Origin of the sequence: Brevibacillus thermoruber 423 (genome assembly GCF_000454065.1) — a bacterium.
GTDB classification, from domain to species: domain Bacteria; phylum Bacillota; class Bacilli; order Brevibacillales; family Brevibacillaceae; genus Brevibacillus; species Brevibacillus thermoruber.
Genome location: NZ_KE695653.1, coordinates 169,894 through 184,489, shown reverse-complemented (window position 1 = coordinate 184,489; position 14,596 = coordinate 169,894). Strand labels below are relative to the sequence as shown.

General features: G+C 62.0%; 13 protein-coding genes. All 13 read left to right on the top strand.

Features of this window, described 5'->3' with window-relative positions:
- Positions 1 to 91: 91 nt before the first annotated feature.
- The 13 genes from spoIIR (at position 92) to bioB (ending at position 14,591) form a co-directional block, all read left to right on the top strand.
- Positions 92 to 967: a stage II sporulation protein R gene (gene spoIIR, locus M516_RS0118250; RefSeq protein WP_029100391.1), complete on the top strand. Its 876-nt coding sequence runs from the start codon at positions 92 to 94 to the stop codon at positions 965 to 967.
- A gap of 182 nt (positions 968 to 1,149) precedes the next feature.
- Positions 1,150 to 2,241 carry an L-threonylcarbamoyladenylate synthase gene (locus M516_RS0118245; protein WP_029100390.1) on the top strand — a complete coding sequence of 364 codons (1,092 nt, stop codon included), beginning with the start codon at positions 1,150 to 1,152 and terminating at the stop codon, positions 2,239 to 2,241.
- A 54-nt stretch (positions 2,242 to 2,295) separates the two neighbouring features.
- Positions 2,296 to 2,856 (top strand): manganese efflux pump MntP, encoded by a 561-nt coding sequence (locus M516_RS0118240; protein WP_029100389.1) that lies wholly within the window; start codon positions 2,296 to 2,298, stop codon positions 2,854 to 2,856.
- Positions 2,857 to 2,976: 120 nt separating this feature from the next.
- Positions 2,977 to 3,420, top strand: a complete 444-nt coding sequence (locus M516_RS0118235) for a low molecular weight protein arginine phosphatase (protein ID WP_029100388.1) — start codon at positions 2,977 to 2,979, stop codon at positions 3,418 to 3,420.
- Between the two features lie 168 nt (positions 3,421 to 3,588).
- Positions 3,589 to 4,044, top strand: coding sequence for a ribose 5-phosphate isomerase B (gene rpiB, locus M516_RS0118230; RefSeq protein WP_029100387.1), 456 nt, complete (start codon positions 3,589 to 3,591; stop codon positions 4,042 to 4,044).
- A gap of 1 nt (position 4,045) precedes the next feature.
- On the top strand, positions 4,046 to 4,615 hold the full coding sequence (locus M516_RS0118225) for a TIGR01440 family protein (protein ID WP_029100386.1): 570 nt from the start codon (positions 4,046 to 4,048) through the stop codon (positions 4,613 to 4,615).
- A gap of 57 nt (positions 4,616 to 4,672) precedes the next feature.
- The gene (locus M516_RS0118220) at positions 4,673 to 5,923 is read left to right on the top strand and encodes a serine hydroxymethyltransferase (RefSeq protein ID WP_029100385.1); all 1,251 of its coding nucleotides are present in this window, start codon (positions 4,673 to 4,675) and stop codon (positions 5,921 to 5,923) included.
- A gap of 210 nt (positions 5,924 to 6,133) precedes the next feature.
- Positions 6,134 to 6,763, top strand: a complete 630-nt coding sequence (gene upp, locus M516_RS0118210; RefSeq protein ID WP_029100384.1) for a uracil phosphoribosyltransferase — start codon at positions 6,134 to 6,136, stop codon at positions 6,761 to 6,763.
- 13 nt (positions 6,764 to 6,776) lie between these two features.
- The gene (wecB, locus tag M516_RS0118205; protein WP_029100383.1) at positions 6,777 to 7,925 is read left to right on the top strand and encodes a non-hydrolyzing UDP-N-acetylglucosamine 2-epimerase; all 1,149 of its coding nucleotides are present in this window, start codon (positions 6,777 to 6,779) and stop codon (positions 7,923 to 7,925) included.
- Between the two features lie 227 nt (positions 7,926 to 8,152).
- Positions 8,153 to 11,302 carry a phosphodiester glycosidase family protein gene (locus M516_RS0118200; protein ID WP_029100382.1) on the top strand — a complete coding sequence of 1,050 codons (3,150 nt, stop codon included), beginning with the start codon at positions 8,153 to 8,155 and terminating at the stop codon, positions 11,300 to 11,302.
- A 168-nt stretch (positions 11,303 to 11,470) separates the two neighbouring features.
- On the top strand, positions 11,471 to 12,841 hold the full coding sequence (gene bioA, locus M516_RS0118195) for an adenosylmethionine--8-amino-7-oxononanoate transaminase (RefSeq protein ID WP_029100381.1): 1,371 nt from the start codon (positions 11,471 to 11,473) through the stop codon (positions 12,839 to 12,841).
- Between the two features lie 5 nt (positions 12,842 to 12,846).
- A complete protein-coding gene (bioD, locus tag M516_RS0118190; RefSeq protein ID WP_029100380.1) occupies positions 12,847 to 13,590 on the top strand; it encodes a dethiobiotin synthase in 744 nt (247 codons plus the stop codon).
- Positions 13,587 to 14,591 carry a biotin synthase BioB gene (gene bioB, locus M516_RS0118185; protein WP_029100379.1) on the top strand — a complete coding sequence of 335 codons (1,005 nt, stop codon included), beginning with the start codon at positions 13,587 to 13,589 and terminating at the stop codon, positions 14,589 to 14,591. Before bioD ends, bioB begins: the two co-directional genes overlap by 4 nt.
- Positions 14,592 to 14,596: the final 5 nt, after the last annotated feature.

Sequence of the window (14,596 nt, the reverse complement as noted above, 5' to 3'; positions counted from 1 at the left end):
GAACCGCGTATGTTTTCGCTAGATTCCGTCCATACTGGTTGCTAGAAAAAGAGATTCGCAGCATCCGTATGAGAAAGGGAGAAGGATGAACATGAAGCGGTTCTGGTTGGCGGCATTCAGTGTTTTGATGTTGATGATGAGCTGGGAGGGACAGCTTACGGCGGCCAATGTGCTGGACAACGGGCCGATCCCTCAGGAGTCGATCCGGCTGCGGATTATCGCGAACAGCGATTCCATGCAGGATCAATGGCTGAAACGGGAAGTGCGCGACGCAATCGTCGCACAGATGAACGAGTGGGTCACGGAGATCCGCTCCTACGAGGAGGCCCGCCAGGTGGTGGCGGCCCGGCTGCCGGAACTGCAGCAGCTTGTGGACAAGACGATCCGGGAACGGGGCTTTGCCTACCCGGCCGTGGTTGATTTCGGTCGCGTTCCGTTCCCGACCAAACTGTACGGGTCGTACGTGTACCCCGCCGGGGACTACGAGGCACTGCGCGTCCGCATCGGCGAAGCGAAGGGGCAAAACTGGTGGTGCGTCCTGTTTCCGCCGCTTTGTTTCATCGACATGTCCAACGGCGACGCGGTCCAGGCGGCGTCCGCCGCGTCCCCAACCGAGCCCGCTCCGTCAGGACAAGCCGACGGACGAGCGGAGGCGGCGGCAGAGCAGCCGACGCTACCGGCCGTGATGGCTGACGTCGACGCCGTACGGGACGCCTTCGAGGAACGGCGTCAGGCTCGCCTGGAAGCCCGCTGGTTCGGCGATGCGGAAACGGCCGGCCGAACGGACCAACCGGCAGCGGATCAAGCGGTGAATCCGTACGAAGCCGCAGGTCACGTCGCGAAAACGGAGCGGCAGCCGGCCGGCGAAGAACGGCAGACGACAGACGACAGGGAGACGACGGCCGCTCAGCCGAACGTGGAAGTGCGCTTTTTCCTCTGGGAAAAACTGACGGCCCTCTTCTCCTGATCACGAGAAAACGACACCCGGTCACGCCGCGGTGTCGTTTTGCATATCGGCGATGAAACGTTCTGAAAAAAGAGAAACTTATTCACAGGTTACCCACAGCCTGTTGAAAACTTGTATCATCACCTCTATACTAAAGGCACAAATTGTTGTGAAACGAGCATAAGGAAAGGATATTCGCCAAGATGGAACAGCATCGGGTAACAAAGCTATGGACTGTGAATAACCATGTGGAGAACGCTGTGGAAAATTGGCAGGGTTGTTCACAGATTGTGGATGCCGCCCACCTGCTCCGCGACGGGGAGGTCGTCGCCTTTCCCACGGAAACCGTTTACGGGTTGGGGGCGAATGCATTGTCGGACGACGCTGTGGAAAAAATATTTCTGGCAAAAGGGAGACCCGGCGACAACCCGCTGATTGTCCACATTGCCGATGAAGCACAACTGCAGACGGTTGCCGAAGCGGTACCGGAGAAGGCCCGCCGGCTGATGGACGCGTTTTGGCCCGGACCGTTGACGCTGATCCTGCCCAAGACGGACCGGGTGGCCTCGCTGGTGACTGCCGGGCTGGACACGGTCGGCGTGCGGATGCCGAACCATCCCGCCGCGCTGGCGCTCATCCGCCAGGCCGGCGTGCCGGTGGCCGCGCCCAGCGCCAACCGTTCGGGCCGCCCCAGCCCCACGACGGCCGCGCACGTCCTGGCCGACCTGGACGGCCGCATCGCCGGCGTGCTGGACGGCGGCCCCACTGGTGTCGGGGTGGAATCGACGGTCATCGACGTTACGGTGGAGCCGCCGATCATCCTGCGTCCGGGAGGCGTCACCCGCGAGCAGTTGGAAGCGGTGATCGGCCCCGTGAAGCTGGACCCCGCCTTCTCCGCCGGTTCGGCGGAAACGCCGCGCTCGCCCGGCATGAAGTACGCCCACTACGCTCCGGAGGGCGAGATGTGGCTCGTCGAAGGAGAAGAGCCGCGCGTCCGGGAAAAAATGAGCGGCATGCTCGCCGAGGCCAAGCGCCGCGGGCTGCGCACCGGCGTGCTGGCCAGCGCGGAGGCGGCTTCGTACTGGCGGGAACGTCCCGAAGCCGACGTCGTTCTCTCCGTCGGATCGCGGGCGGAACCGGGTGAAGTGGCGCATCGGCTGTACGCGGTGCTGCGGCAGTTCGACGAGCGGCAGGTGCAGTTTATCGTCGGGGAAACGTTTTCCCGCTCCGGCTTGGGAATGGCGGTCATGAACCGTCTGGAAAAAGCGGCGGGCGGACGCATTCTGTCCGTGTAAACGTCTAAACTCCCTCTTGTCCGCATAAGGTGAAGAGACAGGAGGGGGAGCGGCGTGGACCTGACCATATTTCATTGGGGACAATTTTTAACCCTGCTGGTGATTGCCTTTGCCCTGAGCATGGACGCGTTTTCGCTGGGGGTGGGCGTGGGGATGGTGGGCATGCGCCTCAGAGAAATCGTCAAAGTCAGCATCACCATCGGGTTGTTCCACGTAGCCATGCCCCTCGTGGGGATCGCCGTCGGGGTGTATTTGTCCGAGTTGGTCGGGGATATTGCGGTGTTTATCGGCGGTGCGGTACTGATGGCCATCGGTGCGCATATGCTGTGGAACGGGTTTGTGCAGGGCGAGGAAAAGAGCATTCTGCGCACGAAAGGACTGGGACTGCTGCTGTTTGCCGTCAGCGTCAGCCTGGACGCGATGACGGTCGGCTTTTCCTTTGGCTTGATGGAGGTAAACAAACTGCTCGCGGTCACCTTGTTTGGCGTCATGGGCGGCATGATGGCGTACTGCGGCCTGATGATCGGGCGAAGGATGGGAGGATGGCTGGGCGAGTACAGCGAAGTATTAGGTGGACTGATTTTGCTTGGTTTTGGTCTGAAATTCATGCTGTGACGCCGGTCGCCGGCGGCAGTAGCAAACGGGCGGGTGCGCGGAAACTCCCGGGCCATCCTGAAATCGCTCGCCGGGAAAGGTTGTTCAGGCAGCAGCGCCGCCGGAAAGGGGGAGAGACACGTGAAGAGAATTTTGTTTGTCTGTACGGGAAACACCTGCCGCAGTCCGATGGCGGAGGCGCTGTTCAGGGCAAAGGCGGCGGACGGCCAGTGGGAAGTCCGTTCGGCGGGAGTGGCCGCGTTCGACGGTCAGCCCGCTTCTCCGCACGTCCTGCAGGTGCTGGCGGAACGGGGCATCGAACACGATCATCAGGCCCGTCGGTTGAACGATGAAATGGTGGCCTGGGCCGATCTGATCCTGACCATGACGCAGGGCCACAAGGCGATGATTCAGGGCATGTTTCCCGGTGCCGCGGAAAAAGTGTTCACACTGCGGGAATTTGTCGGCGTGGAAGGGATGAGCGACATCGCCGACCCGTTTGGCGGTACGGTGGAGGACTACCGCCGATGCGCGGAGGAAATCGAAGAGTCGCTGGACCGGCTGTTTGACAAGTTCACAGGCTGACGTTGCGGCGCATATTGTGAAGGGATGAGGTGCTGGCAGTGGGCCAGGGCCTTCTTTTGCATGATAGGGCGAACATTTTTTGTTTCCCACTAAAAAATGTTCACTTTTTACGATGCGGATTCTGATGTATAATGGCAGAAGATCACGACACAAGCGAGGGATGGCAGGATGAAAGTGGCGATTGGCGCCGATCACGGCGGGTACAAACTGAAGGAGGAAATCAAGGGGCTGCTGACCTCGATGAACATTTCCTTTGAAGACTTCGGCTGCACCTGCGGAGATTCGGTCGATTATCCCGACTACGCGCTGCCGGTGGCGGAAAAAGTGGCGGCCGGGGAATTTGACCGCGGCATCCTGGTATGCGGGACAGGCATTGGCATGTCGATCGCAGCCAACAAGGTGCCCGGCATCCGCTGCGCACTGGTGCACGACACGTTTTCCGCGCGGGCGACCCGCGAGCACAACGACTCCAACGTACTGGCCTTGGGCGAACGGGTGATTGGTCCGGGGCTGGCGCTGGACATCGTCAAAATCTGGCTGGAGACGGAGTTCCAGGGAGGGCGTCACGCGCGCCGCGTGGAAAAAATTGCAGCGATTGAAGCCAAACATGCGGGAGTGAAGTAAGGTGGACATGCTCGCAATCGAACGGCAGGTGAGCGCGCTCGTCTCTGAAGTGGCGGAGTTGGCCGAGCTGCGGCCGGGCCAGCTTCTCGTCATCGGCTGCAGCACCAGTGAGGTGCTGGGCAAGCAGATCGGCAAAGCGGGCAGCCGGGAGGTGGCGGACGCCATTTACCGGGGCATTCGCGCCGTTCAGGAAAAACGCGGTTTTGCGCTGGCTTTTCAATGTTGTGAACATTTGAACAGAGCGCTGGTCGTGGAGCGGGAGACGCAGGAGCGCTACGGTCTGGAAGAAGTGACGGTCGTCCCCGTGCCGCAGGCGGGCGGTTCGATGGCCGCGCACGCGTACGCCCACATGGCCGATCCCGTCGTGGTGGAGCACGTTCGCGCCCACGCCGGCATCGACATTGGCGACACGCTGATCGGGATGCACCTGAGACATGTCGCCGTCCCCATTCGCCCCTCCTGCCGGACAGTGGGGGAAGCCCATGTCACCGCAGCGCGGACGCGGCCCAAGCTGATCGGCGGAGCCCGGGCGGTCTACGAACGAACACCGTCGTCGGAGAACTGTACCTAGGTCGGGCAAGCGGTATTCCTACCAATATCCCTGAGTGTAAAGAGGAGGAGACAAACCATGCTAGAGTTTTTGCGCAAGCAGGATCCGCAGGTGGCGGAAGCGATTCGACTGGAGCTGGGCAGGCAGCGCGACAAGATTGAACTGATCGCGTCCGAAAACTTTGTCAGCCGCGCCGTGATGGAAGCGATGGGCACGGTTCTGACCAACAAGTACGCGGAAGGCTACCCGGGCCGCCGCTACTACGGCGGCTGCGAGTATGTGGACATCGCGGAAAACATCGCCCGTGACCGCGTCAAGGAGCTGTTCGGGGCGGAGCACGCCAACGTGCAGCCTCACTCCGGGGCGCAGGCCAACATGGCGGTCTACTTTACCATCCTGAAACCGGGCGACACCGTGCTCGGCATGAACCTCTCCCACGGCGGACACCTGACGCACGGCAGCCCGGTCAACTTCTCCGGCACGCTGTACAACTTCGTGGAGTACGGCGTGGACAAGGATACCCACCTGATCAACTACGACGACGTCCGCGCCAAGGCACTGGAGCACAAGCCGAAGCTGATCGTCGCCGGCGCCAGCGCGTACCCGCGCACGATCGACTTTGCCAAGTTCCGCGAAATTGCCGACGAGGTCGGCGCGTATTTCATGGTGGACATGGCCCACATCGCCGGTCTCGTGGCGGCGGGACTCCACCCCAATCCGGTGCCGTATGCGCACTTTGTCACCTCCACGACCCACAAAACCCTGCGCGGTCCCCGCGGCGGCCTGATTCTCTGCAAGGAAGAGTTTGCCAAGGCGATCGACAAATCGGTATTCCCGGGCGTGCAGGGCGGTCCGCTGATGCACGTGATCGCGGCTAAGGCAGTCGCATTCGGCGAAGCGCTGCAGCCTGAATTCAAAGCGTACGCGCAGCAGATCATCAACAACGCCCAGGCTTTTGCCGAAGCGCTGAAAGCGGAAGGGCTGACGCTGGTCTCCGGCGGCACGGACAACCACCTGGTGCTGGTTGACGTGCGCAACCTCGGCTTGACCGGAAAAGTGGCGGAGCACCTGCTGGACGAAGTGAACATCACCACCAACAAAAACACGATTCCGTACGATCCGGAAAGCCCGTTCGTCACCAGCGGCGTCCGCATGGGAACGCCGGCGGTCACCAGCCGCGGCTTCGACGAAGAGGCGATGAAGGAAGTGGCGTCGATCATCGCGCTCACCCTGAAGCATCCGGAAGACGCGGCCAAGCACGAAGAGGCGCGCCAACGCGTCGCCGCTCTGTGCCAGCGCTTTCCGATGTACGAAGGGCTGACGATCTGACAGCCCCGTCGGCGGCGGGATTAAAAAATGGAAGCAGACCTCATGGAGCGATCCGTGAGGTCTGTTTTTGTTTGCTTGGCGGGAACGCCGCGGCCGGCCGGGGGATGGCCGTGAAGAGGGGGAAGATCGTGAAGATTGGGCAAATTGACGTGGACACGCTCCTTCGCTATGATGATAAGGATGTATTGATAGGGAAACGGAGGAACATGCATGAGCCGCGTATACGTGTTTGACCACCCGCTGATCCAGCATAAGCTGACCTATATCCGTGACAAGAACACGGGGACCAAGGAATTTCGCGAACTGGTAGACGAAGTGGCAACCTTGATGGGATATGAGATTACCCGCGACATGCCCTTGGAGGAGACGACCATCGAAACGCCGGTGGCGACCTGTAAAGCTCGCGTCATTTCCGGCAAAAAGGTGGGGCTGGTGCCGATTTTGCGGGCCGGTCTGGGCATGGTGGACGGTTTGCTGAAACTGATTCCCGCCGCCAAGGTGGGCCACGTCGGCCTGTACCGCGACCCGGAAACGCTGCAGCCGGTGGAGTACTACGTGAAACTTCCGTCCGATATCGCCGAGCGTGAACTGATTGTCATCGACCCGATGCTGGCGACAGGGGGGTCTGCCGCAGCGGCCATTACCGCCCTGAAAAAGCGCGGGGCGAAAAACATGAAGCTGATGTGTCTGATCGCCGCGCCGGAGGGCATCAAGCTGGTGCAGGACGAGCATCCGGACGTGGACATCTACGTCGCCGCCATCGACGAGTATCTGAACGACCACGGCTATATCGTGCCGGGCCTGGGCGACGCCGGCGACCGCCTGTTTGGGACGAAGTAGGAGAGGGAATCCGATGAAGAAGCTGAAAGTGATGACCGTATTCGGCACGCGGCCGGAAGCCATCAAGATGGCGCCGCTCGTGCACGAACTGAACAAGCATGGGGACGAGATCGAGTCGATTGTCTGCGTGACCGCCCAGCACCGGCAGATGCTGGACCAGGTGCTGGAGATCTTTGACATCCGGCCGGACATCGACTTGAATATCATGAAAGACCGGCAAACGCTGGTGCAGATTACCACCCGCGCCCTGGAAGAGCTGGATGGCGTGATGAAGGAAGTCAAGCCGGACATCGTTCTGGTGCACGGCGATACGACCACCACCTTTGTCGCCAGCCTGGCGGCGTTTTACAACCAGGTGGCGATCGGCCACGTGGAAGCGGGCCTGCGCACGTGGGACAAGTACTCCCCCTTCCCGGAGGAGATGAACCGGCAGCTCACGGGCGTGATGGCCGACCTGCACTTTGCGCCGACCGAGGGGGCGGCGGAGAACCTGCGGCGTGAAAACAAGCTGGAAGAGGCGATTTACATCACCGGCAACACGGCCATTGACGCGCTGAAAACAACCGTCCGCGACGATTACACCCATCCCGTGTTGGAGCGCGTGGCCGGCCGGAAAATGGTGCTGATGACCGCCCATCGGCGGGAGAACCTGGGCGAGCCGATGCGCCGGATTTTCCGCGCGGTCAGACGGCTGGTCGACGAACATGGCGACATTGCCGTCGTCTATCCGGTCCACCTCAACCCGGCTGTGCAGGAAGTGGCGCAGGACGTGCTGGGGGGACACGAGCGCATTCACCTGATCGAACCGCTCGACGCCTTTGACTTCCACAACTTTGCCCGCCGCGCCCACCTGATTCTGACCGATTCCGGCGGCGTCCAGGAGGAGGCGCCTTCGCTGGGCGTGCCGGTGCTGGTGCTGCGCGACACGACGGAGCGGCCGGAAGGAATCGCGGCCGGCACGCTGAAGCTGGCCGGAACCGACGAGGACCAGGTGTACGCCATGGCCGATCATCTGCTGCGCGATGCCGACGCGTACGACGCCATGGCCCGCGCCGCCAATCCGTACGGAGACGGGGAGGCTTCCCGCCGGATCGTCGAGGCGATTTTGCACCACTTCGGACGCAGAGCGGAGCGGCCGGCACCGTTCCGTCCCGGCTCCTGACGCCGGGGGACTGCTCACCCACACACCGTTTTCACAATCGCAAGGAGGCGTTGATGAAACGCCTCCTTTTTGCTGTCCGCTAAAACGGGCGGTGCGGCAGGTTTCCCCGATGGTCAGTATTTCCAGCAAAGAATGTGCCCAAAAATATGAAACTATCCGCTTTCTCGCGCGTCTATTATGTAGCTGAGATAGTATGAAACAAGAGAGATAGGAGAGGAGTTACCAACATGAGAGGGCGGAAGGTTGTCTCGCTTCTCACGGCTGCCGCGGTAGCGTGGGGAGCTTTTGTTCCGTTTGCGCCGGTTGCGGTCCAAGTGGCACAGGCGAGGGCGGAAACAAGCGCCTTGCAGATGATGTGGGAGACCCCGATCGGGGAAGGGACCACGTTGCAGAAATATACGAAGTCGTTCGGAGGCCAGCAGATCACCGTTATGGTGACCAAGGTGGACCTGAACAATCCCTACGTGGAGGTCAAGCCGGTCTACGGCACCAACGGCAAGCTGACCGAGCGGCAGACGGTTACCCAGATGGCCCGGGAGACCGGCGCCATTGCGGCCATCAACGCCGACTTCTTCAACATGACCAAACGGGGCGCGCCGTTTGGCATTGTCATGAAGGACAAGCAGTTGATCTCGTCGATGGGGCACATCTCCTACTGGTACAGTCTGGGGATTACCAGCGACAAAAACGCGGCCATCGAAAAATTCGGCTTTACCGGAAAAGTGACGGCACAAAACGGCAATTCGTTTCCGCTGCAGGGGCTCAACAAGGAAGAATACAATCCCAGCGAAGGGCGGAAAAGTCACGAGAACCAGTTGAACCTGTATACGCCGGCGTTCGGCAAGACCAGCCTCGGCGCCATTCCCGGCTACAAGGACGTCGTCGAAGTACTGTTTGTGGACAACGTGGCCAAGGAAGTGCGCATCAACCAACCCGGCTTTTACATACCGTACAACGGCTACGTGCTGTGGGGACACGGCGCGGCGGCCAACTTCCTGAAGCAAAACTTCCCGGTGGGGTCAAGGGCGACCGTCGAGTACCAGACGACGCCGCTCAATCAGGACTGGGTACAGGCGGTGGGAGGAAACGTGCTGCTGGTCGATCAGGGCAAACCGCTCCCCTCGTTCCCGGCCGACAAATCGATTCTCTCGATCAACGCCCGCACCGCTGTCGGCGTCTCCCGGGACGGCAAGACGCTGTACATGGTGACGGTGGACGCGAGCAAAGGCGTCTATCTGGATGAACTGGCCAAGATCATGGCCGAACTGGGTTCCTGGCGCGCGGTGAACTTCGACGGCGGCGGTTCGACCACCTTGGCCGTGCGCATGTTGGGCGAAACGCACGCCAGCCTGGCCAACCAGCCGAAAGACGGCGCGGAACGGCGGGTCCCGACCGGACTGGCCGTGTACAACACGGCGCCGCCGGGAGAACTGGCCGGCTTCCGGATCTTCGGCCCGGCAGAGATGCTGATCGGCCAAACGGCGGAGTTTACGACCAAGGCGTACGACACCCACTACCAGCCGTACGCAGTCAACCCGTCCACCATCGTCTGGGAGGCCGGGGACGCGGGATCGTTTAACGGCCAGCGCTTCACCCCGACCCGTTCGGGACAGGTGTCGGTTACGGCGCGCGTGGGCAGCGTGGCGTCGAGCAAAGAGGTGCACGTCATCTCCGGCAGCGAGGTGCAGCAGATCGTCGTCTCGCCCAATCCGATCACCATCGCGCCCGGACAGGCGCTTACCCTGGACGTGAAGATCAAGACGAAAAAGGGACAGCTTCTCCAGGCGACCCCGCTCAGCGTCCAGACCAGCGTCAATTCGGCAGCCGCGACGGTAAACGACAAGCTGCAGCTCGTCGCGGGACAAGAGCCGGGCAGCGGGACGCTGACCGTATCGTACGACGGCGTCACCACCAGCGTGCCGTTCGTCGTCGGGCAGTTTGAGCAGCCGTGGCTTACCTTTGACAACCAGACGGGCATGCACCATGCGGCCGTGCCGGCTTCGATCAGCAACAGCGGATCGTTTACGGCGGTATCCGATCCGGTCTTCCGCACCCGCAAGGCAGCCAAGCTGGTCTACAACTTCTCCGGCGCTCCGGCGACCGAACTGCGCATCGCCTACGGCCGCGTCGGGTCCCAACCGGTGACCATTCCGGGCAAACCGATCGGCATGGGACTGTGGGTGTACGGAGACAACAGCAAGCACTGGCTGCGCGCGGAGGTTATCGACGCCAACGGCAAGACCGTCTACGTCGACCTGGCCCAGGCGATCGACTGGAGCGGATGGAAGCAGGTCAAGGGGTACTTCCCGGCCAATGCGGCCTACCCGCTGAAGCTGAAGAGCATCTACGTCGTTGACCGCCCCGATGACGGCAACCGGCACGACAAGGGAACGCTTTACTTCGACGAGGTCTCCCTGCTCCTGCCGAGCACGGCCGGCAGTCAGCCGTCCGGCAGGGACGTGGCGCCGGAGACGCCAGGAACACTTTCCCTGGGAGCCGAATTGGACCTCGGCTATTCGTTCGTGCGTACGGCGTCATTCCTGCAGTCGGCCTCGATCAAGGTCAATTCGATCGTGCAGCAGCCGCTCCCCGGTTACGTGCCGGCCGACTACTCGTTTACCATCAAGCCGGGCGCTTTGAAGGAAGGCCAGCAGGACCAAATCTCCACGTCGCCGGTGACGCTGACGCTGACGCCGAAGCAGTGGCTGCCGGGCAAAGGCGTGGGCCTGCTGTACGTGAACGAGGCAAACAAGACGTTTGACCAGATCCCCGGCACCGTCAACGCGAAGGGGCAGTGGGTGTACGAAGTGAACGCCTACGGCACGTACATCCCGTACTACCTGGACGGAGGCGGCGTCGCCTTCACGGACATCGCCAACCACCCGGCAAAGGCGGAAATCACCTACATGGCGCAAAAAGGCTTGGTCAAGGGGCTGACGGAAACCACGTTCGGCCCCGAGGTCCCGCTGACCCGCGCCCAGTTTGTCACGCTGCTGGCCCGGACGTTCGAGTGGGAGCTGCCGTCCTCGCCGAAGCTCACCTTCAAGGACAAAATCCCGGCGTACGCGCAGGGGGCGGTGCAGGTGGCGCTCTCCAAAGGGCTGGTCAAAGGGTACCCGGACAAGACGTTCCGTCCCGACCAACCGGTGACCCGGGCGGAAGCGGCCGTGATCCTCGACCGCGTGCTGAAACAAAAGGGGACGACGGCCAAGGCGCTCTCCGACAAGCAGGCATGGCCCGCCTGGGCTGCTTCGTCGATTACCAACGTCGTCGGGCTGGGGCTGATCGACCCGGTCGGCAGCAGGTTTGAGCCGAACAAGCCGACCACCCGTGCGGTTTGCGTCGTGGCGCTGTACCGGATTCTGCAGAAAAAATAAAAGTTCGAATTTCGACGAAAGACCGAGTTCTTCCCGAGGGAAGGGCCCGGTCTTTTGTCCTGTTTTTGGAGGGGTCCCCAAAAATCCTTTGCGAAAATTTGTTAACTAAAATACAATTGTGGTTAACAAAACGTTTTCCGAATATTTGTGCCGAAGGAGGGGACCGGGTTGTCGCATACGCATACCTACGAAGAATTGGCACGAAAAAACAAGCAGTACCTCTGGCATCCGTTCACGCAAATGAAGGACTACGTGGCGGAAGACCCGCTGATCATCGCGCGGGGCGAGGGGATCAAGCTGATTGACGTGAACGGCAAGGCCTATTACGACGGGTTTTCGTCCGTCTGGCTGAACGTTCACGGCCACAACGTGCCGGAGCTGAACCGGGCGATTGTCGAGCAGTTGGAGCAGGTGGCGCACTCCACCCTGCTGGGCATGGCCAATGTGCCGTCCATCTTGCTGGCGGAGCAGCTTGTCCGCATCGCGCCCGACGGCTTGACCAAGGTGTTCTACTCCGACAGCGGGGCGACCGCCGTGGAGATCGCCTTGAAAATGGCGTTTCAGTACTGGCAGAACATCGGCGTCACCGGCAAGCGTTCCTTTATCACCATGAACAACGCCTATCACGGGGATACGATCGGCGCCGTCAGTGTCGGGGCGATTCCGCTGTACCACGAGGTGTACCGGCCGCTGCTCTTTTCCTCGTATACGATCCCGTACCCCTATCCGTATCGTCACGAGGGAGAGCGGTCCGCCGCCGAAGAGACGCTTGCCTGTCTGGAGCGGCTGCTGGACGAGAAGGCGGACGAGATCGCCGCGCTGATCGTGGAGCCGATCGTCCAGGGGGCGAGCGGGATGATCATCATGCCCGACGGCTGCCTGAAGCAGATGGCCGATATGGCCCGGGCCTACGGCGTGCTGCTGATCGCCGACGAAGTGGCTACCGGTTTCGGCCGCACCGGCAGGATGTTCGCCTGCGAGCACGAAGGCGTGACGCCGGACATCATGGCGGTAGCGAAAGGGATTACCGGCGGCTATCTGCCGGTTGCCGCGACGCTGACCACGGACCGGGTGTACGACGCCTTTTACGCCGACTACAAGGAGCAGAAGACGTTTTTCCACGGTCACTCCTACACCGGCAATCCGCTCGGCTGCGCCGTCGCCCTGGCCAACTTGCGTCTGATGGAAGAGCGGCGGATCGTCGAGGGGGTGGCGGAAAAATCGCGCCGCCTGGCGAAGCTGCTGGCGCCGCTGTCCGATTTTGCCCACGTGGGAGAGGTGCGGCAAAAAGGATTTATGGTCGGCATCGAACTGGTGCGGGACAAACAGACCAAAGAGCCGTATCACTGGGATGAGCGGATCGGCGTCCGGGTCTGCCGACGGGCGCGGGAAAACGGGCTGCTGACCCGGCCGCTGGGCAACGTCGTCGTGCTGATCCCGCCGCTGGTCAGCACGGAGGACGAACTGGCGGAGATGGTGGGCATTCTGGCGGAATCGATCGAGGACGTAACCGCGGCAGCCGCGGTCAAAGGAGCGTGACACGGATGGGAGACGGATGCTTCGCCGGCTTGTTCGTCGCCGGCACCGACACCGAGGTGGGGAAAACCGTTGTGACGGGCGGACTGGCCGCCGCCCTGCGCGAGGACGGCCTGGATCTGGGGGTATGGAAGCCGGTCCAATCGGGGGGAGAAACGGAAGAAGAGCGGGATTCGTACCGCCTGCGCACGCTTTCGGGCGTAGCCGACGCCTGTGACGAGATCGCCCCGTTTTCCTTTCCCGCGCCGCTGACCCCGCTGCTTGCCGCCGAGGCGGCGGGCGTCAGCCTTTCCCTGGAGCGGATCATCGCGTCCGGTCAGCCGCTCAAACGTCGGCACGATGCGCTGCTGGTGGAAGGCGCGGGCGGATTGGCGGTTCCCTTGACGAGGAACGAAATGATGATTGATCTGGCCGCCCGCCTCGGCATGCCGCTTTTGCTCGTGGGTCGTGCCGGTCTGGGGACGATCAACCACACGCTGCTGTCGGTGGAGTACGCCAGACAGCGGGGCATCACGGTGGCGGGGGTCATCCTGAACGGCTGCCGCACGGGCGACGGCGACCGGAGCGTGGAAAGCAACGCGGCCATGATTGAACGATTCGGCGATGTGCCCGTGCTCGGGCAGATTCCCTGGTTGGAAGGGAACGTTACCCGGGCCGGTGTGATCGAGGCGATACGCCGCCACGCAGATGTGGAGCGCATTCGCGGCTGGGTGGAGAAAAGCATGCTGCAAAAAGGAGAGGGTTGCCGATGAATCGAGTGGGGACGGCCGTCAACTGGACGGATTACGCGGAAAAAGCGCTGGCCGGGGAAGGGCTGTCGCGGGAGGAGGCGCTGTCCGTGCTGCGGGCGGACGATGACGACATCCTGCCGCTCATGCACGCCGCTTTTCGCGTTCGAAAGCGCTACTACGGGAAAAAGGTAAAGCTGAACATGATCATCAACGCCAAGAGCGGGCTGTGTCCCGAAGACTGCGGCTACTGTTCGCAGTCGATCGTCTCCAGCGCGCCGATCCAAAAGTACACGCTGCTGGACAAGGAGACCCTCCTGGCGGGAGCGCGTGAGGCGCTGAACCGCAAGGCCGGCACCTACTGCATCGTCGCCTCCGGACGGGGCCCCACGGACAAGGAGCTGGAGCAGGTGATCGAGGCGGTCAGGGAGATTCGCGCCACCATGCCGCTGAAAATCTGCGCGTGTCTCGGTCTGTTGAGCGGGGAACAGGCGGCCCGGCTGGCGGAGGCGGGCGTCCACCGCTACAACCACAACCTGAATACCAGCCGCGCCAACTATAGCAACATCACGTCGACCCATACCTACGATCAGCGCGTGGAAACGGTGGAAACCGTGAAGCAGTCGGGGATGTCCCCCTGCTCCGGGGTGATCATCGGGATGGGAGAAAGCGACGAGGAGATCGTCGAGATGGCGTATGCGCTGCGCGAGCTGGACGCCGATTCCATCCCGGTCAATTTCCTCAACGCGATCCCCGGCACGCCGCTGGAAGGATACGGGCGGACGCCGGCCCTGCGTGCGCTCAAGGTGCTGGCGCTGTTCCGGTTTGTCTGTCCGACCAAGGAAATCCGCGTCGCCGGCGGGCGCGAGGTCAACCTGCGGACCCTGCAGCCGCTGGCCCTGTACGCGGCCAACTCCATTTTCGTCGGCGATTACCTGACCACGCCCGGCCAGGAGATTACGACCGACCATCAGATGATAGAAGATCTCGGCTTCGAGATTGAGCGCTGCGCGCTGCAGGAGTGAGGCGG

What these genes read in the sequence shown, in the direction of transcription:
- spoIIR (WP_029100391.1), top strand. Translation starts at nt 92, where the DNA reads ATGAAGCGGTTCTGGTTGGCGGCATTCAGTGTTTTGATGTTGATGATG.
- M516_RS0118245 (WP_029100390.1), top strand. Translation starts at nt 1,150, where the DNA reads ATGGAACAGCATCGGGTAACAAAGCTATGGACTGTGAATAACCATGTG.
- rpiB (WP_029100387.1), top strand. Translation starts at nt 3,589, where the DNA reads ATGAAAGTGGCGATTGGCGCCGATCACGGCGGGTACAAACTGAAGGAG.
- M516_RS0118220 (WP_029100385.1), top strand. Translation starts at nt 4,673, where the DNA reads ATGCTAGAGTTTTTGCGCAAGCAGGATCCGCAGGTGGCGGAAGCGATT.
- upp (WP_029100384.1), top strand. Translation starts at nt 6,134, where the DNA reads ATGAGCCGCGTATACGTGTTTGACCACCCGCTGATCCAGCATAAGCTG.
- wecB (WP_029100383.1), top strand. Translation starts at nt 6,777, where the DNA reads ATGAAGAAGCTGAAAGTGATGACCGTATTCGGCACGCGGCCGGAAGCC.
- M516_RS0118200 (WP_029100382.1), top strand. Translation starts at nt 8,153, where the DNA reads ATGAGAGGGCGGAAGGTTGTCTCGCTTCTCACGGCTGCCGCGGTAGCG.
- bioD (WP_029100380.1), top strand. Translation starts at nt 12,847, where the DNA reads ATGGGAGACGGATGCTTCGCCGGCTTGTTCGTCGCCGGCACCGACACC.
- bioB (WP_029100379.1), top strand. Translation starts at nt 13,587, where the DNA reads ATGAATCGAGTGGGGACGGCCGTCAACTGGACGGATTACGCGGAAAAA.